General features: G+C 56.4%; 23 protein-coding genes. 21 read left to right on the top strand and 2 right to left on the bottom strand.

The features are described from left to right. Positions 1 to 119 precede the first annotated feature (119 nt). The 9 genes from rpsJ (at position 120) to rmuC (ending at position 8,533) form a co-directional block, all read left to right on the top strand. The gene (gene rpsJ, locus W822_RS29520; protein WP_014752595.1) at positions 120 to 431 is read left to right on the top strand and encodes a 30S ribosomal protein S10; all 312 of its coding nucleotides are present in this window, start codon (positions 120 to 122) and stop codon (positions 429 to 431) included. A gap of 393 nt (positions 432 to 824) precedes the next feature. Continuing rightward, positions 825 to 1,835, top strand: a complete 1,011-nt coding sequence (locus W822_RS29515) for a methionine ABC transporter ATP-binding protein (protein ID WP_024004171.1) — start codon at positions 825 to 827, stop codon at positions 1,833 to 1,835. After that, positions 1,832 to 2,491: a methionine ABC transporter permease gene (locus W822_RS29510; RefSeq protein ID WP_024004170.1), complete on the top strand. Its 660-nt coding sequence runs from the start codon at positions 1,832 to 1,834 to the stop codon at positions 2,489 to 2,491. Before W822_RS29515 ends, W822_RS29510 begins: the two co-directional genes overlap by 4 nt. 18 nt (positions 2,492 to 2,509) lie before the next feature. Next, positions 2,510 to 3,298: a MetQ/NlpA family ABC transporter substrate-binding protein gene (locus W822_RS29505; RefSeq protein WP_024004169.1), complete on the top strand. Its 789-nt coding sequence runs from the start codon at positions 2,510 to 2,512 to the stop codon at positions 3,296 to 3,298. Between the two features lie 241 nt (positions 3,299 to 3,539). Continuing rightward, the gene (locus tag W822_RS29500; RefSeq protein WP_024004168.1) at positions 3,540 to 3,935 is read left to right on the top strand and encodes a VOC family protein; all 396 of its coding nucleotides are present in this window, start codon (positions 3,540 to 3,542) and stop codon (positions 3,933 to 3,935) included. 73 nt (positions 3,936 to 4,008) lie between these two features. Beyond that, positions 4,009 to 4,359 (top strand): ribbon-helix-helix domain-containing protein, encoded by a 351-nt coding sequence (locus W822_RS29495; RefSeq protein WP_024004167.1) that lies wholly within the window; start codon positions 4,009 to 4,011, stop codon positions 4,357 to 4,359. 204 nt (positions 4,360 to 4,563) lie between these two features. After that, positions 4,564 to 5,145: a gluconate 2-dehydrogenase subunit 3 family protein gene (locus W822_RS29490; protein WP_031242231.1), complete on the top strand. Its 582-nt coding sequence runs from the start codon at positions 4,564 to 4,566 to the stop codon at positions 5,143 to 5,145. A 48-nt stretch (positions 5,146 to 5,193) separates the two neighbouring features. Continuing rightward, complete coding sequence (locus W822_RS29485; RefSeq protein ID WP_024004165.1) at positions 5,194 to 6,762, top strand: GMC family oxidoreductase; 1,569 nt, start codon at positions 5,194 to 5,196, stop codon at positions 6,760 to 6,762. Positions 6,763 to 7,003: 241 nt separating this feature from the next. Further along, positions 7,004 to 8,533 (top strand): DNA recombination protein RmuC, encoded by a 1,530-nt coding sequence (gene rmuC / locus W822_RS29480; RefSeq protein WP_024004164.1) that lies wholly within the window; start codon positions 7,004 to 7,006, stop codon positions 8,531 to 8,533. 64 nt (positions 8,534 to 8,597) lie between these two features. Here rmuC and W822_RS29475 read toward each other — a convergent pair whose 3' ends face one another. Then, positions 8,598 to 9,809 carry an aminotransferase-like domain-containing protein gene (locus tag W822_RS29475; RefSeq protein WP_024004163.1) on the bottom strand — a complete coding sequence of 404 codons (1,212 nt, stop codon included), beginning with the start codon at positions 9,807 to 9,809 and terminating at the stop codon, positions 8,598 to 8,600. Positions 9,810 to 9,866: 57 nt separating this feature from the next. Further along, positions 9,867 to 11,372: an L-piperidine-6-carboxylate dehydrogenase gene (gene amaB / locus W822_RS29470; protein ID WP_024004162.1), complete on the bottom strand. Its 1,506-nt coding sequence runs from the start codon at positions 11,370 to 11,372 to the stop codon at positions 9,867 to 9,869. A 512-nt stretch (positions 11,373 to 11,884) separates the two neighbouring features. Between amaB and W822_RS29465 the strand changes: the two genes are divergently transcribed. The 12 genes from W822_RS29465 to W822_RS29415 all read left to right on the top strand — a co-directional run bounded on the left by W822_RS29465 (position 11,885) and on the right by W822_RS29415 (position 26,232). Continuing rightward, on the top strand, positions 11,885 to 13,318 hold the full coding sequence (locus W822_RS29465) for a circularly permuted type 2 ATP-grasp protein (RefSeq protein ID WP_024004160.1): 1,434 nt from the start codon (positions 11,885 to 11,887) through the stop codon (positions 13,316 to 13,318). 62 nt (positions 13,319 to 13,380) lie between these two features. Continuing rightward, the gene (locus W822_RS29460; protein ID WP_024004159.1) at positions 13,381 to 14,328 is read left to right on the top strand and encodes an alpha-E domain-containing protein; all 948 of its coding nucleotides are present in this window, start codon (positions 13,381 to 13,383) and stop codon (positions 14,326 to 14,328) included. A gap of 155 nt (positions 14,329 to 14,483) precedes the next feature. Further along, positions 14,484 to 17,069: a circularly permuted type 2 ATP-grasp protein gene (locus tag W822_RS29455; protein WP_051401611.1), complete on the top strand. Its 2,586-nt coding sequence runs from the start codon at positions 14,484 to 14,486 to the stop codon at positions 17,067 to 17,069. Then, a complete protein-coding gene (locus tag W822_RS29450) occupies positions 17,070 to 17,972 on the top strand; it encodes a transglutaminase family protein (RefSeq protein ID WP_024004157.1) in 903 nt (300 codons plus the stop codon). 227 nt (positions 17,973 to 18,199) lie between these two features. Further along, positions 18,200 to 19,378: an NAD(P)/FAD-dependent oxidoreductase gene (locus tag W822_RS29445; protein ID WP_024004156.1), complete on the top strand. Its 1,179-nt coding sequence runs from the start codon at positions 18,200 to 18,202 to the stop codon at positions 19,376 to 19,378. A gap of 103 nt (positions 19,379 to 19,481) precedes the next feature. After that, positions 19,482 to 20,609: a branched-chain amino acid ABC transporter substrate-binding protein gene (locus W822_RS29440; RefSeq protein WP_024004155.1), complete on the top strand. Its 1,128-nt coding sequence runs from the start codon at positions 19,482 to 19,484 to the stop codon at positions 20,607 to 20,609. Positions 20,610 to 20,739: 130 nt separating this feature from the next. Continuing rightward, positions 20,740 to 21,657, top strand: coding sequence for an ABC transporter permease subunit (locus tag W822_RS29435; protein ID WP_024004154.1), 918 nt, complete (start codon positions 20,740 to 20,742; stop codon positions 21,655 to 21,657). After that, positions 21,657 to 23,147, top strand: a complete 1,491-nt coding sequence (gene livM / locus W822_RS0123295) for a high-affinity branched-chain amino acid ABC transporter permease LivM (protein ID WP_024004153.1) — start codon at positions 21,657 to 21,659, stop codon at positions 23,145 to 23,147. Before W822_RS29435 ends, livM begins: the two co-directional genes overlap by 1 nt. After that, positions 23,147 to 23,983 carry an ABC transporter ATP-binding protein gene (locus W822_RS29430; protein WP_437177138.1) on the top strand — a complete coding sequence of 279 codons (837 nt, stop codon included), beginning with the start codon at positions 23,147 to 23,149 and terminating at the stop codon, positions 23,981 to 23,983. The genes livM and W822_RS29430 overlap by 1 nt, the downstream gene beginning before the upstream one ends. 3 nt (positions 23,984 to 23,986) lie before the next feature. Beyond that, a complete protein-coding gene (locus W822_RS29425; protein ID WP_024004151.1) occupies positions 23,987 to 24,706 on the top strand; it encodes an ABC transporter ATP-binding protein in 720 nt (239 codons plus the stop codon). 1 nt (position 24,707) lies between these two features. After that, the gene (locus tag W822_RS29420; protein ID WP_024004150.1) at positions 24,708 to 25,307 is read left to right on the top strand and encodes a helix-turn-helix domain-containing protein; all 600 of its coding nucleotides are present in this window, start codon (positions 24,708 to 24,710) and stop codon (positions 25,305 to 25,307) included. Beyond that, on the top strand, positions 25,300 to 26,232 hold the full coding sequence (locus W822_RS29415) for a delta(1)-pyrroline-2-carboxylate reductase family protein (RefSeq protein ID WP_024004149.1): 933 nt from the start codon (positions 25,300 to 25,302) through the stop codon (positions 26,230 to 26,232). Before W822_RS29420 ends, W822_RS29415 begins: the two co-directional genes overlap by 8 nt. The last annotated feature ends 115 nt before the right edge of the window (positions 26,233 to 26,347 follow it).

Below are 26,347 nucleotides of genomic sequence, written 5' to 3'. Positions count from 1 at the left end.
TGCTAAAATCACGAAGTAATTCGTAATAGATGCTCCCGGCAGCCTTCGGGCTGCCGGACATGTATGCCGCTACTGTCATCAGGTAGCTCGTTCTTTATAATTGTTCTTTAGGAATTCCCATGAAAAACCAGAAAATCCGTATTCGCCTTAAAGCGTTTGACTACAAACTGATCGATCAGTCAGCTGCTGAAATCGTGGATACAGCAAAGCGCACCGGTGCTGTTGTCCGTGGCCCCGTACCACTTCCAACTCGCATTAAACGCTACGACGTGCTGCGTTCACCACACGTGAACAAAACGTCACGCGATCAGTTCGAAATCCGCACGCACCAGCGTCTGATGGACATCGTTGATCCAACCGACAAAACCGTTGACGCCCTGATGCGCCTGGATTTGCCTGCTGGTGTTGACGTCGAAATCGCACTGCAATAAGACAGATGGTTGTTCATAGGCCGGTCCGACCCGCCGTTCAGGTGAGGATTTGACGGCCATACGTAAATACCGTGCCCTGGCACGGTATTTTCTTTTGTGCAAAGCTGTACAGACACGGCACTGTCGATCATGCCATCGGGCGGTTCGAGCCGTTGCCTTTGCGCCGCTTTTCATTGCGCCCTCCCCATGCCGTCATAGACTGGCGGGTTCTGCCATCAGCACGATTATGGCAAAATAGCGCCATAACAGCACAAGATGTCGGTCTCGTCAGGGCTTGAAGCGTGACGGATAACTTACTGTTTTATATAACCATTGGGTATGTTTAAATAAAAACAAATTTTCAAAAGTAATATAAAATCCGATTAAACATCATCGCTTTTTAGAGTATGTACGTTGATTCAGCTAAAGAATATTCATAAATCCTACGCCTCCCGCGATAAAGTGGTCGAGGCGCTGGCTGGCGTCAGCCTGGACATTGCTCAGGGCGAAATTTTCGGCATTATCGGGCGCTCCGGCGCCGGCAAAAGCACGCTGATACGCATGCTGAATCTGCTGGAGCGGCCCACCAGCGGCAGCGTATTGCTCCACGGCCAGGACATTACCACCATCAGCGAAGCCTCGCTGCGCGCCCTGCGTCACAAAATCGGCATGGTGTTCCAGCACTTCAATCTGTTGACCAGCCGCACTGTCGTGCAGAATGTCGCTTTTCCCCTGCGTCTTGCCGGCATGGACAAAAAAGCCAGGACCGAGCGTGCATTGTCGCTGCTGGAGCTGGTGGGGCTCAAGGACCACGCCTACAAATATCCCAGGCAATTGTCTGGTGGCCAGCAACAGCGTGTAGGCATCGCCCGGGCGCTGGCCAACGAGCCCGAATTGCTTCTGTGTGACGAAGCGACCAGCGCGCTGGACCCTGAAACCACGCAATCCATCCTGAACCTGGTGCTGGACATCAATCACCGTTTCGGCATTACCGTGGTATTGATCACGCACAGCATGGACGTCATCCGCAGCGTGTGCGACCGAGTGGCGATCATCGACAATGGTCGTATTGCCGAATCCGGTGAAGTGGTCGATGTTTTCCTGCACCCACAGCACGCTACGACGCTCGCACTGCTCTCCGAGAGCGGGGTGGATGCCGACGGCTGGAAAGAGCTGATCGAAGGCGTCTCCGGGCGCATTGTCCGCCTGACCTATCGTGGCCAGAACGCAGCCCAGCCTTTGTTGAGCCAGGCCAGTCGCGATCTGAATGTGAACCTGAGCATCCTGCAGGGCGCCGTGGGCAAAATCAAGGATACGCCGTATGGACAACTGGTGCTGGCGGTCGATGCCGCTGCGTCGAGCTATGGTCCGCTGGAGCGCTTTTTTACAGATAATCACGTGAATTACGAGGTATTGCGACCATGAACTGGAGTACGCTGGACTGGCCGCTGATCGGCGAGGCAACAATCGATACTCTGCTGATGACCGGCTGGTCATTGGTCTGGACCGTCATCATCGGTCTGCCGCTGGGGGTCTATCTGTTTCTGACGAGTGAACGCCAGTTATTGGCCAATCGACCTGTGTACCAGTCTGTCTCGCTGGTCGTCAATATTTTGCGCTCGGTGCCGTTTCTGATTTTGCTGATCGTCCTGATCCCCTTTACCCGCCTCATCATGGGCAGCGCGCTGGGCGTCGGAGGAGCCATTCCGCCCCTGGTGGTGGGGGCCGCCCCGTTTTTTGCCCGTCTGGTCGAAAACGTTCTGCGCGAACTGGACCCGGGCATTTCCGAAGCCTGTCGCGCCATGGGCGCCGACTCCCGGCAAACCGTATTGTGGGCGCTGTTGCCCGAAGCGACAACCGGCATTATCAGTGCCGTGGTGGTCACCACCATCATGCTCATCAGCTATTCGGCCATGTCGGGCGTGATCGGCGGTGGCGGCCTGGGCGATCTGGCGATCCGTTTCGGATACCAGCGCTATCAGACCGAAGTCATGATCGTGACCGTGGTTATTCTGATCCTCATGGTTCAGCTGGTGCAGTCCGTGGGTGATTATCTGGTTCAACATTTCAACCGAAAATAGCAATAAGGAGTATTGCAAATGAATTTAAAGCACATTCTGGGCGGTCTGCTGGTTGCCAGCTCCCTGGTCAGCCTGTCGGCCATTGCCAATGAAAAACTGAGCGTTGCCGCCACGCCTGTGCCGCACGCAGAGATTCTTGAACACATCAAGCCTGCGCTGGCCAAGGAAGGCGTTGACCTGACAATCAAAGTCTTTACCGATTACGTTCAGCCCAACCAGCAGGTTGCCGATAATCAGATCGATGCCAACTTCTTCCAGCACAAACCGTATTTGGATACCTTCAACAAGGAAAAGGGAACGAAGCTGGTTTCTGTCGGCCTGGTTCACGTTGAGCCGTTTGGCGCTTACTCCAAGAAAATCAAAAGCATTTCCGAACTGAAAGACGGTTCTACTGTTGCCATTCCCAATGACCCGTCCAATGGCGCCCGGGCGCTGCTGCTGTTGCAAAAAGAGGGTCTGATCAAACTGAAAGACCCGAGCAATCTGCTGGCAACCGCCCGCGATGTGAGCGAGAACCCCCAAAAACTGGAATTCAAGGAGCTGGAAGCCGCTACACTGCCGCGCGTGCTGGATGATGTTGATCTGGCGCTGATTAATACCAACTATGCGCTGGAAGCCGGTCTGAACCCGACCAAAGATGCGTTGTTCATCGAAGGGGCGGATTCTCCCTACGCCAATCTGGTTGCAACGACAGAAGAGAAGGCCAAATCACCTGCCGTGCAGAAGCTGATCAAGGCGTTGCAAACCGATGATGTGAAAAAATTCATCGAAGAAAAATACAAAGGCGCGATTGTTCCTGCGTTTTAATAAAGCAGGCTGACTGCGCCTGGCGGAGCCGGTTTTGCGTTGTGCAGGGCCGGCTTGCCTCGCGTCGCACATGCTGACCGCGGCAGCCTCTGCCGTCGGCCTTCAGTCATCATCTGTTCTGTAGTAATCCGCTGTTACCCCTGTTGCATGACTCCTGGGCATAATCAAACCGCATCCTGCTGCGGCGATCGCGCTATTGCGGGATGTCTGTACGCGAGTTTATCAATAAGGGGAATACAACATGGCAAAAGTCATCCATGTCATGCTGCGCTGTCTTGATCTGGCAGCATCCAAGGCATTCTATCAAACCGCTTTCGGCCTGGCGCCATCCCACGAGCTGGACTTCCCTGATTTCACCCTGTCCTATCTGCGTAACGCAGAAAACGATATGGAGATTGAGCTGACCTGGAACAAGGATCGCCAGGAACCGTATACCCATGGCGATGGGTATGGCCATGTGGCGATCTGTGTGGACGATATACAGGCTGAACACGCCCGGCTCAAACAGGCAGGCCTGTCGCCGCTTGATATCAAGTCTTTTCGCGAAGGCGATACCTTGCTGGCCACCTTCTTTTTTATTTTGGACCCCGATGGCTACAAAATAGAAGTGCTGCAAAGGCATGGGCATTATCAATAAGGCTGGCCTGCATATGCCGAAGCAAAGTGGTACTATCGAATCGTCGAATTCGCTTCATTAAGCAGGAGACACTATGTGCAGCATTTATTCCCATACGGATCCCATCATGTACGAATGCCGCAGCCGGTCGGTACGCATTGCCAAGGTGGTGACCAGTATCAAGCTGGAAAATATGTTCTGGGAGGTGCTGGCCGAACTGGCACGGCGCGATGGCACCACCACCAACCAGCTGATTGCCAGGCTTTACGACGAGGTATATGCGTACCGCGGTGAAGCGACCAACTTTACCTCCTTCCTGCGTGTGACCTGTATGCGCTATCAGGCCGTGCGCTATGGCGGCGCAGATGTGCAACCGTCGCTGGACCCGGCCTGTCCAGGCCTCAATTCTTCTGCAGCACATAACAAGATCGCCCTGGTCAGCTAACTTGCGGGCTACCCGGGCACCGGCAAGATTGTTACATCTCACACATAAACCCGACGCATACTCGGGTTTTCCTCTATCCATGTAGTACACGGATGTTACCTGCTCCATCAGGCAAGGCACATAATAGTCACGTAACAGAAAAAGCGGGAAGGGCGCATCGCCTGCCTCGATACAGACAAATTGTGACAGCTTGCAGGAGGACACATGGACACACCCATCATACGACACCACATTAAGTCCTGTACCGGATTGTCGCGGCGCCGGTTTCTGGGCGCAGCCGCCGTGCTGAGCGGAACGCTGGCTATCGGCACGACGCTGGCTGCCTTCGCCCCGTCACGTGCCTGGGCGCTGGCGACCACTCATCTGAATCAGAGGCAGGCAGAGACGATTTTGGCGATGGGTAAGGCGCTCTATCCGCACAAGGATCTGCCGGATGCGGTCTACGCGATCCTGGTGAAAGATATCGATGTGCAAATGGGCGATAGCAAGCAGGCTGCGCTGTTGACCGAGGGGATCCAGGGACTGAATCGCCAGGCCGGCGGCACCTTTGCCAGGCTGCCGCTGGAAAAGCAGACGGAACTGCTCAGGCAGATAGAGGGCGAATCGTTTTTTCAGGCGGTACGCGGACAGTGTGTTACCTCTATTTATGACAATGATATGGCCTACCGGCATTTCGGCTATGAGGGGGAAGTGTGGAGCAGGGGCGGCTACCTGGCGCGTGGATTCAATGATCTGCACTGGCTGCCCGACCCGCCGGAACAGGCAAGTCCGTCAATGAAATCATAATCGACCGGCTCAGGCAGGCATCAGGATTGGAACAGGGAGACAGGCAACATGGCAAAATTTGATCATACCGACGACAGCGTGGTCGTCATTATCGGTTCGGGCGCAGGCGGAGGTACGCTGGCCAACGAATTGTGTCAGAAAGGGGTGAAGGTTGTCATTCTGGAGGCCGGCGCGCGTCAGAGTACCGAGACCTTCATTCAGGATGAATGGAAGTCATTCAGCCAGCTGGCGTGGCTGGACAAGCGTACTACATCGGGCTCCTGGCGCATTACCAAGGACTTTCCGAATCTGCCGGCATGGATATGCAAGACAGTGGGCGGCACGACCACCCATTGGGCGGGGGCATCGCTGCGCTTTCAGGAGCACGAATTCCGTGCCCGTACCCACTATGGCGAAGTCAAGGATGCCAATTTGCTGGACTGGCCGATTACGCTCAAAGAGATGGAACCCTATTACGCGCGGGCTGAAAACAAAATGGGCGTTACGCGCACCAATGGCGTACCCGGCCTGCCCGGCAACAATAACTTCAAGATCATGTATAACGGCGCCTCGCGTCTCGGATACAAAAAAATCAGTACCGGTCACATGGCGATCAACAGCCGGGCACGGGACGGTCGCGGCGCCTGTATTCAGCAGGGCTTCTGCTTCCAGGGCTGCAAGATGGGCGCGAAGTGGTCGACCCTGTATACGGAAATCCCGCAGGCTGAAAAAACCGGTAAGCTGGATTTGCGAGCCGAGTGTCATGTGGCGCGCATCGAGCATGACAAGGCCGGCAAAGTAACTGGTGTAGTGTATTTTGACAGGGATGGCAAGGAGCAGCGCCAGGCAGCACGTGTTGTCTGTGTTGCCGGCAATTCGATCGAATCACCGCGCCTGCTTTTGCTTTCCGAATCCTCAAAATATCCGGACGGGCTGGCAAACAGTTCGGGTCAGGTAGGGCGAAATTACCTGCGTCATACTACGGGATCGGTCTATGCCGTGTTTGATGAGCCGGTGCATTTCTATCGCGGAACGACCATGGCCGGCATTGTGCAGGACGAAGCGGAACATAATGACAAACGTGGTTTTGTCGGCGGTTATGAGCTGGAGACCATCGCCCTTGGCCTGCCGTTCTATGCCGCGTTTCTGAATCCCGGCGGGTGGGGCAGTGACTTTGCTTCCTATATGGATGCCTACACGCGTACTGCCGGCCTGTGGATTGTGGGTGAAGACATGCCGCGCGAAAGCAATCGCATCACCTTGAACAGCGACGCGAAGGATCAGCACGGTCTGGCTGTGGCCAATGTGCATTTTGACGACCACCCCAATGACGAAGCCATGCGAGAGCATGCTTTCAAACAAAGTATTGCGATGTATGAGGCTGCGGGCGCGCGCAAGGCGTTTCGCACACCGCCGTATCCATCAACACATAACCTGGGGACCTGTCGCATGAGCGCCCGGGCAGATGATGGCGTTTGTAATAAACACGGGCAGGCGCATGATATTGCCAATCTGTTTATTTCTGACGGCAGCCAGTTTACGACAGGGGCAACCGAGAACCCGACATTGACCATTGTTTCCCTGGCAATCCGCCAGGCCGAGTACATTGCCGATCAGATGCAGCGCAGGCAGTTGTAGATTCAGTACATAAATCGTTGTCTTTGCGTTGCTGCCACTCTGTACGGGCGCCGCAATGCCCGGCAATGGCATGATTCAAGCGGTTTGCGATAGAATGCATGCATGCCCGATGACCGGGCAGATTTAGGAAATACTGCATTATGCTTCTGTCTGCTGTCTTTGCCAGTCTCGACTGTGTTGTTAATGCGCCTTGGGCACCTTCAGGTGTCGGGCGCATTCGACGTGTCAGTGGAGCGCACCCATGAACGACGTTTTAACGGCTTTACAGACCCAGCCCGCTTTATGGATGCTGGTCGTGGCAGGCTGTGTGGTCGGCCTGGTACTATGCGCCCTGTTCATGAATTATCGCCTGGCCACCTCGCGCGCGCGGGCGGCCGGACTGCAGGATCTGCTCATTGAACGGGACCGGTTGCGCGAAGAAGAGCAGCAGCGCCACGAACAATTGCAACTGCAATATAGGGAACTGGACGAGCAGAAAGACAATCTGGCCGGCCAGCTGGCAGCTGCCCGCAGCGATGCCGTCCATATCCAGCAGTTGAACGACCGGCAGAACGAACGCATGGTCCAGCTTGAATCGCGACTGCGCGAACTTGAAGCCGCCCGTAACGCGCTTGAAAAACAGCACGTCTCGCTGCAGGCAGACTATGCCTATAAGTCGCAAAGTCTTGACGCCATGCGGGCGCAGTTTGACACTTCCCGTGAACAGTTGAGCACGGAGTTTCGCAATCTGGCGACGCGCATTTTCGAGGAAAAAGAGCAGACCTTTTCTCGTAATAGTCGCCAGTCCATCGAGAGTTTGCTGCAACCCTTGCGCGAACAGATCGACCGCTTTCAGAGCCGGGTGAACGAGGTGCACGATCAGTCTTTGCAGGGCCACAGCATGTTGCGCTCGCAGATCGGCCAGCTCATGGATATGGGCCTGAAAATGACCCACGATGCACAGGCGCTCGCACGAGCCCTGAAGGGCGATAAAAAGGCCCTGGGCAACTGGGGCGAGATGCAGCTGGAGAGCGCGCTGGAAGCGGCCGGACTGCACAAAGGTACGCATTTCGACACGCAGGTGTTGTTTCGCAGTGAAGATGGTCGTGCCAACTATCCTGATTTCATTGTGTTTTTGCCGGATGGCAAGAAAATCGTCCTGGACAGCAAGGTTTCACTGATCTCGTACGAGCAGGCAGTCAACGCCACCGAAGATGAGGCAAGGCAAGGGTTTCTGGACGCTCACCTGCAGGCGGTGCGTACCCATATCGACCAGCTATCGGCCAAGGACTATACCGCGCTGGACGGCATGAACAGCCCGGGTTTCGTGCTGATGTTCATGCCGGTCGAGGGCGCTTATATCGAAGCGTTGCGGCACACTCGTAATATTTTCCAGTATGGTTACGAACGTGGCGTGATTCTGGTCTCGCATACGACGCTCATGCCGATTTTACGTACCGTGTCGTACTTATGGATGATGGCCGACAGCAATGAACAGGCCCAGGCGATTGGAGAGCGAGCTACAGATGTCTATAATCAGGTGGCGCGGGTGGCCGAACACCTGGGTAAACTGGGTGGTACGATCGGCACGCTCAGCACGCATTACAATGCCGTGGTGCGCAGCTTTGCAGGCAACCAGGGGTTGACGGGCAAAGTGGACCGTTTCCAGACCTTATCGGCCAAGGCCGCCAGGAGTATGCCGACCCTGCAGCCGCTCAATACTGAGGTGGACGTGCACCGCCTGGCGGGGCTGGCGGGTGACAAATCGGACCCGGAAATACCCGGCGAGTGATCGGTTTGCCGTTGACCGCCACGATGCGACACCGGCTGTCTGGGCACTTTGGACATTTCTCTGTCTAAAGGCCACTGGGTGTCTGGCGCAGCCGTCGTGCCGCCCGGTACAGGCGTTCGCAGCCCTGGACGATCTGTTCGGTTGTGCTCATAGTAAAACTCAATCTGAATGCCTGAGGGTCCGGCTGGGCTGCGTAAAAGGCGCTGCCGGGTACGAACATCACATTTTCTTCAATGGCCAGCGGCAAAAGCGCCGTGGCATCCAGGTCGTCCTGCAAGCGTCCCCACAGAAACATACCGCCTTCGGGCGCAAGCAGCGTTAGCGTATCGCCAAAATGTTGTCTGAGCGTGGCCATCATAAGGCGGGCGCGCTCGCCATAGGACGCGGCAATAGCAGGCAAATGCGCCTCATAGCGGCCCGAGTCCAGATAGTGCGCTGCGACGGCCTGCAAATAGGGTGCGGAGCACAGGTCATCAACCTGTTTTGCCAGCACGCAGCGTCGCAGGATCTCGGGGTGCGCCCGCATCCACCCCATGCGCAAACCGGGGGCGACCGTTTTCGACAGGCTGGACAAATACACGATCTGGTCGGCTACCCGTGTGTCGCGGGCCAGCGCCGCAAGCGCAGGCACCTGCTCTCCTTCGAAACGCAGCTCGCCGTAGGGATCATCTTCGATGAGGACGCAGGATGTGTCCGACAGGAGCGTGAGCAGCTGGTGTCGACGGGCAAGATCCATGGTCGCGCCGGTTGGATTGGCGAAGGTGGGTACCAGGTAGAGCAGTTTGGGATGATGTTGCTGCAACACCGTTGCCATTTCGGTCAGATCCGGCCCGTGGGCGTCGCTGGCGACCGTCACGATGCGTGCACCCGCCAGGCGCAGGCCCTGCAATGCCGCAGGGTAAGTGGGACGCTCGACCACCACCGTATCGCCCGGCTGAATGAAGGCGCGAAGCAAGAGGTCGAAGCCCTGCTGGGAGCCGCTGGTGACAACCAGTTGCTCTGCCTGGGTCGGGATGGCGCGCGCCGTGCTCATTCGCGCGAACGATTCGCGCAGGGCGGGCCAGCCTTCGGTTGCGCCATAGGACAATGTTGCGCCGGGTGCGGCCGTGATGGCATTGAACGAGGCCTGCAGGCCGGTGACGTCAAATAGCTCGGGGGCGGGGTAGCCGCCGGCAAAAGAGATCATGCCCGGTTGCGACAGATAGCGGAACAGTTCGCGAATCGGTGAGCCCTGCACTTGGGCAAACGGGTCTGCAAAGCGGAAGGTAAATGCCATGAAATCGCTCGCTGTAAAAAAGGCCATTGCAAATGCAATGGCCCGTCTGCCGTGCTGTTAGCCTTCGCCGAAGCGGATGCCCTGAGCCAGCGGCAGTTCGCGCGAATAGTTTACGGTATTGGTTGCGCGGCGCATGTAAGCTTTCCATGCATCCGAGCCCGATTCGCGGCCACCGCCGGTTTCTTTCTCGCCGCCAAATGCACCGCCGATTTCCGCACCCGATGTGCCGATATTGACGTTCGCAATGCCGCAATCGGAGCCGCTGGCCGACATGAACAGCTCGGCTTCGCGCAGGTCGGTGGTGAAAATGGCAGACGACAGACCCTGGGGCACGTCATTTTGCATGTCGACGGCCTCTTCGAACTGTTCGTAGCTCATGATATACAGAATCGGCGCGAAGGTTTCCTGGCGCACGACTTCGGTCTGCGCGGGCATTTCCACAATAGCCGGTTTGACATAGAAGGCATCGGGATAGCGGTCTTGCAGGGTGCGTTCGCCGCCGGTCAAGGTGCCGCCTTGTTGCACCGCGTTGGCCAGCGCCTTTTGCATGGCATCGAAGGCGGCCTTGTCGATCAGCGGGCCCACCAGGGTTCCGGCCTCCAGCGGGCTGCCGATGGTAGCGGACGCATAGGCTTTTTTCAGGCGGCTGGCCAGTTCCTGGACGATATCGCGGTGAGCGATGATACGGCGGGTGGAGGTGCAGCGCTGGCCGCAAGTGCCGATCGCGCCAAACAGAATGCCGCGTACGGCCAAATCCAGATCGGCTGACTGGCTGACGATAATGGCGTTGTTGCCCCCCAGCTCCAGCAGGCTGCGGCCAAAGCGCGCGGCAACGCGCGGGCCCACTTCGCGACCCATACGCGTGGAGCCGGTGGCCGAGACCAGGGCGACCTTGGGACTGTCGACCAGAACCTGGCCGACGTCACGCTGGCCGATCACCAGTTGGGCCAGATGTTCGGGCGCCTCGCCGAAGCGCTTGAGTGCGCGTTCAAACAGGGCCTGCGTGGCCAGCGCCGTGAGCGGGGTTTTCTCTGACGGTTTCCAGATCACGGCATTGCCGCAGACCAGGGCGAGTGCGGTGTTCCATGACCACACGGCCACCGGGAAATTGAATGCGGTAATCACGCCCACCACACCCAGCGGATGCCAGGTTTCCATCATGCGGTGGCCGGGACGTTCAGAAGCAATGGTCAGGCCATATAGCTGGCGCGAGAGACCGACAGCAAAATCGCAGATGTCGATCATTTCCTGGACTTCGCCTTCGCCTTCCGCGGTGATTTTACCGGCTTCGACCGACACCAGGCGACCCAGCGCGGCTTTGTGCTCGCGCAGCTCTTCGCCCAGCAGCCGGATCAGCTCGCCGCGACGGGGGGCCGGCACCGTGCGCCAGGCCTTCTGGGCCTGGCCGGCCCGGTCAATGGCCTGGGAGGTTTGTGCTTCGGTATGCTCTACGACGTCGGCGATGCGTGCACCATCGACAGGCGAGTGGACGGCCAGCGAACCGCCTGTTACCGATGCCTGTGCGATGCCCAGGCTGCTGAGTAATTCTTTGACTGAGTCCATTTAACAATTCCTCGTTTGCCGGGAAAACCCGGAGTTGATGCATGGGTATTTACCACATATGAAATATTCGTGACTGCCAATATAATTGCCGGCGCGGCCTGTTTTTACAGCACCGAGATTCTGTCTTATATGCTATTGTTTTATGCAATAACAAAAAAACAACCGGCATTCGAAACCTTGACCTGCAGCTTGATATCCATCTTAACCAGGCAGTGACAAAAGTAACAACGGCTTTGCAGCAGTGCTGCCTGTCTGGCCTGCCAGGCGATTGAAGCGGATTCGGGCTGTGGCGAACTGAAGTTGTGTAGCAATCGTAAGCTGTAGCGTACTTCGATCTTTTCTTAAAGTCAAAAAATTTCTTAACGGAAATTTAACACTGGCGGCGGAAGTTGTTCCATTCGTAGTTTCCCCTGTCCTGCCGTCCCATCTTCGAGCACGGACGTATGCGTCTCGAACATGGCATGCATTTTGCTCTACCCCTGCATAATCAGTGTAAAAAAGGAAACAGGACTATGGCTCCCAAGTTTTATGACGAGATATGGCAGCAAGAAGCAAAGAAAACCAGGGTGCCACGCAAGCACTATGAAGAATATCTGAAATGGCTGGACCGGCAGGAAGAAGCCCTGCTGGTTAATAAGCGCGAAGAGGCTGAAGCATTGTTTCAGCAGGTCGGCATTACATTTTCCGTCTATGGTGATGGCGAGGGAACGGAACGCACGATTCCGTTCGATATTATTCCCCGCGTGTTTCCCTCAAGGGAATGGACCGCGTTGCAGCGCGGCGTAGAACAGCGGGTGAGGGCGCTGAACATGTTTTTGCATGATGTTTACCATGACAAGGACATGATTCGTGCGGGATTGATACCTGCCGATCTGATCATCAACAACACCCAGTATCGCCCCGAGATGGTCGGACTCGATGTGCCGCATCGCACCTATGCGCATATTGCAGGTATCGACATTGTGCGGGCCGGCAAGGGGGAGCTGTATGTTCTTGAGGATAATCTTCGCGTGCCCTCCGGTGTGAGCTACATGCTGGAAAACCGCAAGATGATGATGCGGCTTTTTCCTGACCTGTTCAGCAAAATCAAGGTCACGCCGATTGCGCATTATCCCGATCTCCTGCTGGAGACGCTGATCGAGTCGGCCCCCGAAGGCGTGGACAAACCTACTATCGTGGTCCTGACGCCCGGCATGTACAACTCGGCCTATTTCGAACATACCTTTCTGGCCCAGCAGATGGGTGTGGAGCTGGTCGAGGGAAAGGACCTGTTCGTCAAGGACGATTATGTCTATATGCGCACGACACAGGGTCCGCAGCGCGTCGATGTCATGTACCGCCGGCTGGACGACGACTTTCTTGACCCCGAAGTATTTCGCAAGGATTCCGCGCTGGGCGTGCCGGGGCTGATGAGAGTCTACAAGGCGGGCAATCTGACCCTGTGCAATGCCATCGGCACGGGCATTGCCGATGATAAATCCGTCTACCCGTACGTGGCGGAAATGATCCGCTTTTACCTGGGTGAAAAGCCATTGCTGAACAACGTGCCGACCTATATGTGCCGCAATGAGGAAGACCGGGCTTATGTGCTGGCGAATCTCAAAGAGCTGGTCGTCAAGGAGACGCATGGTGCCGGCGGCTACGGCATGCTGGTGGGACCGGCCGCAAGCAAGGCGGAACTGGCCACGTTCGAAGCACTCATCAAAAAGGATCCATCCAAGTATATTGCCCAGCCCACCCTTGCGCTATCGACTTGCCAGACTTTTGTTGAATCGGGCATCGCGCCGCGCCATGTCGATTTGCGGCCCTTTGTGCTGTCGGGAAAGACGATTCGCATGGCGGCGGGCGGCCTGACGCGGGTGGCGCTCAAAGAAGGATCGCTTGTTGTCAATTCGTCGCAGGGAGGAGGAACCAAGGATACCTGGGTCATCAACCGGCGCGGCTAGCGGTGCAACGGTGTGCACTTTCCCGTAACAGCCTGTCGTCGAACGCCGAATAAGGAAGAATCATGTTAAGTCGTACTGCCGATCATATCTACTGGATGTCCCGCTATCTGGAGCGCGCGGAAAATACCGTACGCCTGCTTGAAGTCTGCTACCAGACTACCCTCATGACCAATGATGAAGACCACACGGACTACAGCTGGCGCAGTGTGCTGACCACACTCGAAGCGCTGGAGCACTATGAGGCCGAGCATGGCGCGGTTGACGCCGGCCATGTCATCGAGTTTATCGTCAATAGCAAGAACTACACTTCGTCCATTGTCTCCTGCGTTCGGCTGGCGCGGGAAAACGCACGTGCGATCAGGGGGACGGTCACCTCCGAAGTCTGGGAAACCATCAACTTTACCTGGCTCGAAATGAACCGTCTGCTCAAAACGCCTCTGCTGGCCGCCGACCCGACACGGTTTTTCGAGTGGATCAAGACCCGTTCCCTGCAGACGCTGGGCGCGCAGGAAGGAACGATGCTGCGCAATGAAACTTACAATTTCATGCGTCTGGGAACCTATCTCGAACGGGCAGACAACACGGCAAGGATGCTGGAAATCCGCTTCTATCTTGAAAATGCTGCTGATGACAAGCGCAAGCTGGTGACGCAGCTGTATCACTGGACCGCAGTACTGCGGTCCCTGTCCGGTCTTGAAATATACCGTCAGGTGTTTCGCGAGACTGTCGACCCTAAGCGCGTGATCGAACTGATCGTACTGCATCCGGATATGCCGCACTCGCTGGCACACTCATCGCGGGAGCTGGAGCGTCATCTGCAAAAGGTGCGCAATGCCGATTCCGATGAGACCTTGCGCCTGGCCGGCCGACTGGATGCCGATCTGCGCTATACGACGATTGATGAAATTTTCAAGGCAGGCCTGCACGACTGGCTCACGCGCTATCTGGAGAAAATGGATGCGATCGGCAAGGGTATCAGTGACGATTTCCTCTGGCAGCAGGTGCAGTAGAAATGAGCGTCCCCGCTGCGATGGCCAGCATCACGGCGCTCGCGCCGCCTGTTGTGGCGCAGGTGCATCGTTGTGTCCAATTAGTCGTTGCGGCGGGTAGGCGCGCGGATGAAATTGCGTACAATGACCGATTGTAAAGTGAGCTTTTGGCCGGTATGGACTTTTCCCTTGATCAATCGCCAGGCAGTCCCCGCAAGGGCGCGTTTTCCGAATTGCACGATGCATCCGGACGGCTCAGACCCGAGTGGGATTACGTGCTGTCGGCGCTCAAGAATCTGGGCGGTGAAGACCTCAAAGGTTTCCTGGCATATATCTCTGAAAATATCCAGAACCGGGGCAGCATTTACAATGCCTACAATAGCGATGACGCCACCGAGCCGTGGGAGTCGCTCAGCGTTATTCCCTATGTGATCGGCGCCGGCGAGTGGGATTTCATCGAGCGCGCGGTTCGCCAGCGTGCTTCGGTCATCAATGCTACTTTGAGTGATATCTACGGCTCGCAGCAGCTGATCCGGCAGGGGCTGATTCCGCCTTCGCTCATTTTCGGCCAACGGGGCTTTCTGTGGCCCTGTATCAATGCGCTGGATGCGCAGACTCCTCATCTTCATATGTATGCGGTGGATATCGCCCGTGACGAGCAGGGAACCTGGCGCGTGCTCAAGGACCGTACGCAAGGGCCGCTGGGCGCCGGCTATGCACTGCAGAACCGTCAGATCATGAGCACGGCTTTGCCCGAGTTGTTCAATCAGTTGCGGGTTCATCCGCAAACCGCCTATTTCCGCGCCTTGCGCCAGACCCTGTTGTCGAGCATGCCGGTTCGTGACGACAGTACCGTGATTGTGCTGCTGTCACCTGGTCCCAAGCACGCTGCGTATTTTGAGCACGTGTTCCTGGCCCGCCAGATGGGGGTGCCGATCACTGAAAGTCTTGATCTGACAGTGCGCAACGACATTGTGTACTTGAAGACCTTGCGGGGATTGCAGCGCGTGCATGTGATATTGCGACGCCTGGAAGATGGCGAATGTGATCCTATGGAACTCTATGGCAGCGATTATCCGGGCATTCCGGGCCTGTTGCAGGCCATTCGCCAGGGGCACGTCGCCGTCTGCAATGCGTTGGGTTCGGGTGTGCTGGAGTCGGCCGGCATTCTGGAGTTCATGCCCGGTATCTGCCAGCATTTGCAGGGCGAACCCCTGTTGATGGATTCGATCCGCAGTTGGTGGTGCGGCGATCCGCAGAATCTGGCCTATGCCCGCGAGCATTTTGATACGCTGCTGTTCAAGTCCAGTTTTTCATCCACGCGTGTCACTTCCCAATACGTGCCCGACTTGCACCCGACGCAGCGTGAGGCCCTGTTGCACCGATTGAATGACAATCCGCGTTCGCTGGTGGCGCACGAGGTCATGCCACTGGCCCGTATTCCGGAGCTGGATATTGAGTCCGGCGCGCTGCAGATGCGCCGCTTTACCATGCGAGTCTTTGCAACGCTTGCGCCTGACGGTTCCTATCAAGTCATGCCGGGTGGCGTGGTGCGGGTTGAGGATAAAAGCAATACGCCCGTTCTGTCCTCGCGCAATCGCCAGATCAACAAGGATTTATGGGTATGTCGAGTTGCCCGCAAGGCGCCGGCAACGGTCATCACCGTCCCGCTGGCGCGCGAACCGGTACGCAGCGCAGGTGCGTTTGAGACAAAACCGTTGAACCTGGAGCAACTGCTGGCGGCCCATACCACCACCCCTGCACGGATGGGCGAAAACCTGTTCTGGATGGGGCGCTACGGCATCCGCGCCGAACACTCGGTGCTGCTGTTGCGAACCATCATCCGCAACCTGACCGAGCGCGTAACGGAAAAAGAAACACTGGTGACGCTGCTGTACAAACTGGGCGTGCAGCTGAATGTGCTGGCGGCACCACCGCCGGATGCCATTCGTGACGATGAGACGTATGACAGCAATTTCATTCGTCATCAACTGGGCCAGTCGCTGGCGCCATCGTCACGTAGTGGCGCCTTGTCCAATAATGTGAATTACCTGCATCAGTGCGCATTCAATATCCGCGAGAAACTGTCGCTGGATGTCTGGTGGGTCGTCAATTATATGCCTGCCTATCTGGGCAATACCGAGCTGGATCTGACGATCGTGCAGCAGCGCATGCAGGAGTTGTTCGCCAGCTGTTCGATTCTATCGGGCTTCACCCATGAGCAGATGACACGTGACGAAGGCTGGAGTTTTCTGCTGCTGGGCCGGTTGATCGAAAAGCTCAGCCGCATGTGCGATACCCTGGATTTTTTCCTGCAGCAAAGTGAAGCCGATAAATCCACCATGCTCGAATCGCTGCTGGAAATCGCCTACAGTATTGTCACCTATCGCGCCCGTTATCATCGTGATGAAGAAATGCTGGCCGTGCTGTATTTGCTGGTGTTTGACCGCAGCAATCCCTACTCGCTGAGATACTTGTGCCAGAGTCTGCTGGATAATGGCGCCGCGTTCAATGTGCACGAAGCGCAAAGCCGGCAGATTCTGCAACAGGTCCTGCGCGATATGGACGCGATTGATCTGTCCGGATTTGAGGTGGGCGCCGCATCTGCAAGGCGCGTGTACGAACAGCTCGCGCGCCTGTGCGCCGATCTTTCCCAGGCGCTGGGTATTTACGCCAACAGTATCAGCCATCAGTATTTCCTGGTGACCGACACGGTCTCCAGCGATACAGGCCTGGAGACGGTGAACAAGGAATTTCTGTAAATGGCGACCTATCATATTCAGCATGACACGGCTTATGATTACCATTCGCCGGTGACCCAGTCCCGCCAGATTCTGCGCCTGACGCCGCGGATCCTGCCCTGGCAGACGCCCGTGTCCCACGGCATAGAGGTCGATCCACACCCGGATCATATGGATTTTCTGCTCGATTGTTTTGGCAACCCGCTGCAGTATTTCACATTGATGAGCGATCACCATGCACTTAGCGTGCGTGCACACTCTGTCGTCAATATCACGCACCGGCATCTGCCTGATCCAGAGGAGACGCCGTCCTGGGAAGCGGTCATTAATCACCTGCGCTTCCTGCCGGACAAGCATTATCTTCCCTACGATTTTGAGGCAACGCAGTTTCGCTTTGAATCCAATCACATCCGGCTGCTGCCCCATATTCGCGACTGGGCACTGGAGGTGTTCACGCCCGGCAAGCCGGTGCTGGCGGCACTGGGTGCACTGCAGGCGCGGATTTTCAATGAATTTATTTTCGATCCGCAGGCCACTACCATTTCCACGCCCGTGGCGGAGGTGTTCAGAAACCGGCGCGGCGTATGCCAGGACTTTGCGCATTTCATGATTTCCTGCCTGCGCGCCATTGGTCTGCCGGCCCGCTATGTGAGCGGGTATCTGCTGACGCATCCGCCCGCGGGCCAGGCCCGGCTGATTGGCGCCGATGCGTCGCATGCATGGGTATCGCTATACATACCGGGCCATGGTTGGATCGACTCGGATCCGACCAACAACCTGTTTCCCGATCTGGAACACATCACCCTGTGCTGGGGGCGCGATTTTTCCGATGTTTCACCGATCCGGGGCATGATGTACGGAAGCAGTGCACATAGCCTGAAAACATCGGTTACCGTCATGCCTGAAAGTGAAATGACACGCTGATTAAAACGTCATCTCATTTGTGATATTTGCGGATTTCCTGTTGGAATTTTTTTTGCTTAGGGTTTTCCATAGGAAAACGAGACGCAAAATATGTTTATAAGCATTTGATTTAAAACGATAAAAAATAAATTGAAAAAATTTTCAAATATTGCTGAAAAAAATATTGACGAATTTTTTTTCTTATGAGAATTTAGATATATGTCTGAACTCTTTGCGGAAAAAACAACGTGAACAGGAAATTTGATGTCGTGATCGTTGGTGGTGCAGCCACGGGTAGTTCGCTGGCTTATTTTTTGAGTGCTTCACCCTCGTTCCAAGGTTCCATTCTGGTTATCGAAAAAGATGCCAGCTATCAAAAGTGTGCAACGGCCCTGTCGGCCGCGTCTATCCGGCACCAGTTCTCTACACCGGAAAATATTCAGCTGTCGCAGTTTGGTACGGATTTTTTGCGCCGCATTGGGCAGGCGCTGGAAGTCGATGGCGATCAGCCGGATGTGGGTTTCCAGGAAAAAGGCTATCTGTTTCTGGCCACGCCCGGAGGCGAAATGATCATGCGTGAGAACAACAAGTTGCAACGCAGCCTGGGTGCGGACATTGAGCTCAAATCCCCCAGTGAACTGCAGGCGACCTGGCCCTGGCTCAATGTCAGCGACCTCGCGCTGGGATCCTACGGCGTACGCGGCGAAGGCTGGCTCGATGCGTATGGCATGATGCGTGCGTTTCGTCGCAAAGCCCTGTCCCAGGGCGTAACGTATCTCGAAGATGAAGTGGTCGCTCTCAACAAGACCCGTAGTACCGTTACCGGAGTGACGCTCAAAAGTGGCGAGACGATCGAGTGCGGCACCCTGGTCAATGCGGCAGGCACGGCAGCCGCCAGGCTGTCGGCCCAGGTCGGCGTGGTCTTGCCGCAAGAGTCGCGCAAGCGCTGTGTTTTTTATTTTACCTGCCCTGAAAAATTGCCCGATTGCCCGATGGTCATTGATCCGAGCGGGGCGTATTTCCATCCCGAAGGCGAAGGTTTTATCGGCGGTATCCAGCCGCCGCCGGAGCAGGATCCGGAGTGTTTCGATTATGACGTTCAGCATACGCTGTTTGATGAAATCCTCTGGCCGGTCCTGGCCGAGCGCGTGCCGGCGTTCGAGGCATTGCGCTGTGAACACGCATGGGCTGGGCATTACGACTACAACACCTTCGACCAGAATGTGATTCTCGGCTACCATCCCGACGTCGAAAATATGGTTTACGCTAATGGTTTCAGCGGACATGGTATGCAACAATCACCCGCTGTCGGTCGTGGTCTGGCCGAGCTTATCGAGTTCGGGCAGTATCGCAGTCTTGACCTTTCCCGCATGGGCTGGGAACGTGTTCTGAACAATCAGCCCATCGTGGAACAGAATATCTGGTAGTGCAATTTAGTGGTGGTAAATCGTGTGGCCGGCGTGGGCCTGTCGCATTTCAAAGTTGATTTTGCCCAGGGCAGAATCCGTGCTCGTCGATCAGGAGAAAAGCATGAATAAAGTGTTGAAAAACGTGTTAATGGCCACCGCGCTTACCGCAGTATTTGGTACGCCGGCGCTGGCCGCGGACGAAATCAAAATCGGCCTGGGTGCACCCATGACCGGTGGCAGTGCGGCATTCGGCAAGCAGCTGCAAACGGGCGCACAGGCTGCCATTGATGCCATCAATGCCAAGGGCGGCGTCAACGGCAAACAACTCAAGCTGGTAACGGCCGACGACGCATGTGATCCCAAGCAGGCTGTCGCCGCAGCCAACCGCCTGGTTGACCAGGAAAAAGTGACCGCCGTAATCGGTCACTTTTGCTCTTCCAGCACCATCCCCGCTTCTGAAATTTATGACGAAGCCAATATTCTGAATATCACGCCTGCTTCGACCAACCCCAAGGTCACCGAGCGCGACCTGTCTACGATTTTGCGCACTTGCGGTCGCGATGACCAGCAGGGCGAGGTCGACGCCAAGTTCATGAAAGAGGTTCTGAACGTCAAGCGCGCCGCCATCATTAATGACAAAGACACTTACGGTGTAGGCCTGGCCAATGCCACGCGCGATGCGGCCAAAAAGCTGGGAATCGAAGTGGTGCTTGAGGACGGCGTAACACGGGGTGAGCGTGACTACAATGCGCTGGTCACCAAGATCAAGGGCGCCAATGTCGACGCCGTCTTCTTCGGCGGTCTGTATGCCGAGGCCGGTGTGCTTGTCAAGCAAATGCGTCAGCAGGGCCTGAAAACACCGTTTATTTCTGATGACGGAATTGCCGATCCGGCCTTCGTTACGGCTGCCGGCGGCATCCAGAATGCTGAAGGCGTGTATATGAGCTTTCTGAAAGATCCACGTAACGATCCCGCCTCGAAAAGTGTTGTCGATGAACTGAAAAAAGCGGGCAGTGATGCCGAAGGCTTTACGCTGTATTCCTATGCCGCAGTACAGGCGGTGGCGGCAGCGCTGGCCGCCAATAAAGACGAAACAGATGGTACCAAACTGGCCGACTGGCTCAAAGCCAATCCGGTTCCAACGGTCACAGGCAACAAGGGCTGGGACGAAAAAGGCGATCTGAAATCCAACGACTTCGTTCTGTATGTCTGGAACAAAGACGGCAAGTACGTCGAGTACAAGAAGTAAGGGCTGAACCGGACGGCGCACGGCTTCATCCTGCGCCGTCAGCGACTCTCGCATCCATTTTCCCGAATCGCTTATGGCTGTTTTTCTGCAAAACACCGGGCCCCCATCTTCACCCTGAAAAGGTATAAACATGGATTGGTACATCCTGGGTCAGCAATTGGTAAACGGCGTCACGCTTGGCGCTATTTACGGCCTGATTGCAATTGGCTACACCATGGTTTATGGCATTATCGGCATGATCAATTTCGCCCACGGCGAGATTTACATGATCAGCGCCTATATCACTGCAATCGCATTTGCCGTATTCACATTTCTTGGCATCGACTCTATCGCGCTGTCTCTGCTGCTCACGCTGTTCGTGACCATGTTCATTACCGGGCTGTATGGCTGGTATATCGAGCGCACAGTGTATCGTCCGCTGCGTACTACCAACCGGCTGGCGCCGCTGATTACGGCGATCGGCGTGTCGCTGCTGCTGCAGAACTATGTGCAGGTCAGTCAGGGGCCGTATGTGCAGGGCGTGCCATCAGTCATTCAGGGTGGCTTCACCATAGGTTCGGATACCGGTTTCTTCCAGATTCGCTATATCGACCTGTTGATTGTTGTCGTAACGTTCATTGCCATGGCGAGCCTGACCTGGGTGATCCAGAAAACCAGCCTGGGCCGCCAATGCCGGGCCGTTGAACAGGATCGCAAAATGGCGACGATCCTTGGCATCAATACCACCCGGATTATTTCAACTGTGTTTGTGATCGGTTCGGTCATGGCAGCCGTCGCCGGCGAGCTGGTAACGTTCAACTACGGCTCTTTCGATTTTCATATCGGTTTCATCCTGGGGATCAAGGCGTTCAGCGCAGCGGTGCTCGGGGGAATCGGTTCGCTGCCCGGCGCCATGCTGGGTGGCCTGATTCTTGGGGTGCTTGAATCGTTGTTTGCGGGTTTCGTCAGCAGCGACTACAAGGATGTCTTCTCCTTCAGCATGCTGGTGCTGGTGCTGATCTTCAAACCAAGCGGCTTGCTGGGCCGACCTGCCGTGGAGAAAGTGTAATGAGCACCGCGCAGAGTTCTACGACAATTGACTTCGGCCATTCCTTTCGCGATGCCGTGGTGGCGGGCGTGCTGACCATGCTTGTGTTCAGTCCGATCACCAACTTCATGCTCAAGCAGTATACGTTCGAACTGGACTGGTTTCGCAGCCCCTTCTTTCTGAACGGTCTGGCCATTGGCCTGCTCGTGGCATTTGTACGTTTCTTCGTATCGGTGGGGGCACAAACGGCCACCGGACAAAACTTCATTCAAAATTTCATCAAAACCGAGCATGGCGTCGAGGTTGAGGATGAGTATGCCGATGGCGGCAAGCGCCTGATGCGCGTGCTGCTGTGGGGCGGTGGGCTGATGGCCGTGTTTCTGGTATTGGGTCTGACCGGCGTCATTTATCGTGGCGCAGGAATTGCCCTGGTGCTGGTGGTACTGTTTGTCATGGTGGCCATGGGCGTGCGTATTCCGAAACGCCGCGGCAAAAAACACCCATGGAAAGGCGCGCTGCCGGTGCTCTTTCTGGTGGGGCTTATTCTGCCCCTGCTCTTTTTCTATTTTGGCTGGTTCGGCAAAAGCTGGATGAACAACCTGACCCTGGCCATGGTGTATGTGCTGTTGGGACTGGGGCTCAATATTGTGGTGGGTCTGGCAGGATTGCTGGATCTGGGCTTTGTCGCCTTCTACGCGGTGGGTGCCTATTTTCTGGCGCTGGGTGCTGAATACCTGGGCATCGGCTTTTGGACGGCATTGATTCTGGCGCCGCTGCTGGCCGCCATGTGCGGGGGCCTGCTGGGCTTTCCCGTACTCAAGATGCATGGCGACTATCTTGCCATTGTCACCCTGGGGTTCGGAGAGATTATCCGCCTGGTGCTGGTCAACTGGATCAGTTTTACCGGCGGGCCCAATGGCGCTTCGGTGCCTGCGCCCACATTGTTCAATCTTGAATTCATCCGCCGCGCCCGGGGAGACGCGGTGCCGTTCCATGAGTTTTTCGGCCTGCCCTATAGCAGCGATTACCGTTATCTGTTCGTGTACCTGCTGCTATTTGTAATCAGCATGATTGCCTTGCGATTTTTCACCCAATTGCGTGTCATGCCTATCGGCCGTTCATGGGAAGCGCTGCGCGAAGACGAAATCGCCTGCCGATCGCTGGGCATCAACCACGTGACCGTCAAGCTGTCGGCCTTTATGCTGGGTGCGCTGATGGGTGGGCTGGCCGGGGTGTTTTTCGCCACGGCACAGGGATTCATCAGCCCGCAGTCATTCAATTTCTTCGAATCGGTGCTGATCCTGTCCATCGTTGTGCTTGGAGGCATGGGGTCCTCTATCGGGGTCATTATTGCTGCCTTTACTCTCACGCTGCTGCCTGAATTCCTGCGGGAATTTGCCGGCTATCGCGTCTTGTTATTCGGTTTACTAATGATCTTGATGATGATCTGGCGGCCCAATGGGCTATTGCGTCCGAAACGTTCAGTATTCAGAAAAAGCGAGGTGGCGTGATGACTCAGAATATGACGCAGGACAGTGTGCAGGGCGCCTTGCTCTCGGTTGAACACCTGACACGGCGGTTCGGCGGCATTATTGCCAACAATGACGTCAGCTTTCAGGTGCAGAAAGGCTCCATTACCGCATTGATCGGTCCCAATGGGGCAGGTAAAACCACCGTCTTCAACTGCATCACCGGTTTCTATTCGGTGTCGGAAGGTCATATTTATCTGACGCAGCCCGAGGGCCGGATTGAAGTAGGCAGCCTGTTGCGCCGCAAGGTCACCGGAGGATCGTATCTGGTCGCCCGGGCGGGCATCGCGCGTACCTTCCAGAATATTCGCCTGTTCAAGGACATGACTGTACTGGAAAATCTGCTGGTCGCCCAGCATCGCATGCAGAACCGGAACCTGTTTTCCGGCCTGCTGGTGACGCCGGACTTCTCGGACAGGGAAGAAGCCAGTCTGGCCAAGGCGTTCGAATGGCTGGAAACGGTCAATTTGTCGGAAGACGCCAACCGGCTGGCAGGCGAGCTGTCCTACGGCCGCCAGCGGCGACTGGAAATCGCCCGCGCCATGTGCACCAACCCGGTCATTATCTGCCTGGACGAACCCGCTGCGGGTCTGAATCCGCGCGAGACCCGCGAGTTGTCCGCGCTGATCCGCAAGCTGCGCAGCGAGTATGACGTGACCGTGCTGCTAATCGAGCATGACATGGGACTGGTCATGGATATTTCCGAACATATTATTGTGATGGATCAGGGTAAAGTGATTGATGCCGGCACCCCGGAACACATCCGCAATTCAGAGGTCGTGATCGCGGCCTATCTGGGCACCGAGGTGGAGGACTAAAGCATGGCAGACACCCCAATTCTTGAAGTCAAGGATGTCAGTTCCTACTATGGGCAGATCCAGGCGCTCAAAAACGTTTCCCTGCATATCAATCAGGGGGAGATCGTGACGCTGATCGGCGCCAACGGCGCCGGTAAAAGTACGCTGCTGATGACGATTTTCGGCACGCCGCGGGCCCGCACCGGGCAGATTCTGTATAAGGGCAACAACTTGCTGCGTCTGCCTCCGCATAAAATCGCGAGCCAGGGCATTGCACAGGTGCCTGAGGGGCGCCGTATTTTTCCGAAAATGACGGTGGAAGAAAACATCATGATCGGCACGCTGCCGATTGGTGAAGCCCATATTGACGAGGATCGGCAGCATATGTTCGAGTTGTTTCCGCGTCTGAAAGAGCGCCGTAACCAGCGCGCAGGAACGCTCTCGGGCGGCGAGCAGCAAATGCTGGCCATTGCCCGCGCGCTGATGAGCCGCCCCGATATGATCCTGCTGGACGAACCCAGCCTGGGCCTGGCGCCGTTGATTGTGCGGCAGATTTTTTCGGTCTTGAAGGAACTGGGCAAGAACGGCAAAACCATTTTTCTGGTTGAACAGAACGCCAACCACGCGCTCAAGCTGGCTGACCGGGCCTATGTGATGGTAACCGGTGAAATCCGCATGACGGGTACGGGTGCTGAATTGCTGGCCAACCCCGAAGTGCGCGACGCCTATCTGGGAAGCCATTGACATGGTCGCTCGTGAGGAAACGCCGCTGATGCAACGATTGCGTGCCGTGCGCCTGGCCAACGACCTGACGCTGGAGCAGGCGGGCCGCGCCTGTGGTATCGCGGCCTCGACCCTGTCGAAAATCGAAAACGGACTGATGTCGCCCACCTATGATGTGCTGCAGAAATTGGCCATTGGTTTGTCGCTGGATGTGGCTGAACTGTTTACGCCCGCGCGTGAACCCATGGGGGCTGGACGTTGCGTAGTAGACCGTGCCGGGCAGGGCAAGGCGCACAAGACGCGGTATTATGACCATTTGCTGTTATGCTCGCAGCTCTCGCACAAGCGGATGATGCCGTTTCTGACACGTATTACGGCCCGCGACTTGACGGTCTTCACCGACTGGAATCGCCACGAGGGCGAAGAGTTTGTGTACGTGATCAGCGGCGAGATTGAACTGCATACGGAATTTTATTCCGAAGCCAGGCTGGGGCCGGGCGACAGTTTTTATATTGACAGTCGCATGGGCCACCGCTGCATCAGCGTCAGCCAGGACGATGCACAGGTGTTGTGGATGGCGACACAACGCCCCGATAATGACACAGGAGAAGTCGATGAGTAGTTCAACCGTACGCGTGTTCAACGTCGAAGAAACGCGCCAGTTGATCGCTTTTGCGCCTTTGCGCCAATATATTCTGGACGCGGCGCTTGAATATGCCCAGGGCAAAATCGAAAGCCCTGACCGGCAGGTGTTGAAGGTGCCGGACAGCAAAGAGGGCGTTCTGCTCTCCATGCCCTGCACGGCATCCGATATCTGCGCCCACAAGCTGATTTCACTGCTGCCGGCCAATCCAGACCAGGGGCGGCCCACCATTCAGGGTGTCGTATCGGTTATTGACAGTGCGACAGGTGTGCCGCTGTTTGTCCTGGACGGGCCGACCGTCACCGCCAGGCGTACCGCAGCGCTGTCCATGGCGGGCCTGCAGCTGTTTCTGGAAAAAGATCCGCGCAGCATCGTAATTATTGGTGCTGGTACGCAGGCCGAGGGCCATGTACAGGCTATCGCCGAGTTATATCCGGGTGCGACGGTCTACATTGCAGGACGTCCGGAATCCTATGCCAAAGCCCAGGCCTTCTGCGAACGGCATGCTGATCTGGACATCCGGTTGGAAGTCACGGACCTGAACCAGTTGCCCGAACAGTTTGACGCGGTCATTACGTTGACGACCGCTGTCGAGCCGGTGTACCATGCGCCTCCTGTTGCAGGACGCCTGATTATCGGGGTAGGCGCGTTCCGTTCGCATATGGTGGAAATCGCTCCCGAAACGGTCATGAACAGCGTATGCTATGTGGATGATCTGGTGGGTGCGCAACACGAAGCAGGTGATTATATTCAGGCGAAGAAGGACTGGAATGAGGTCACCACGCTGGCGCAGGCTATTGAAGGCGATATCGACTATTCCCGCCCGATCATGTTTAAGACCGTGGGATGCGCGGCCTGGGATCTGGCGGCGGCGCGTTGCGCCCGGGCGGCTGCGGGGCTGTAGCCGGACTGTCGCACTGTTCCGGTAAGGTCCGGCTGGCGGCCCGGTCGGTGATCTGCTTGCGTCGCCAGCGCCTGCCCGCAGACCTGAGGTGCGCCTGGTTGCCGCGGTCGGGAAG

This window comes from Advenella kashmirensis W13003 (genome assembly GCF_000506985.1).
GTDB classification, from domain to species: domain Bacteria; phylum Pseudomonadota; class Gammaproteobacteria; order Burkholderiales; family Burkholderiaceae_B; genus Advenella; species Advenella kashmirensis_A.
Note: the sequence above shows the minus strand (reverse complement) of the source record. Positions and strands in the feature narration are given on the sequence as shown.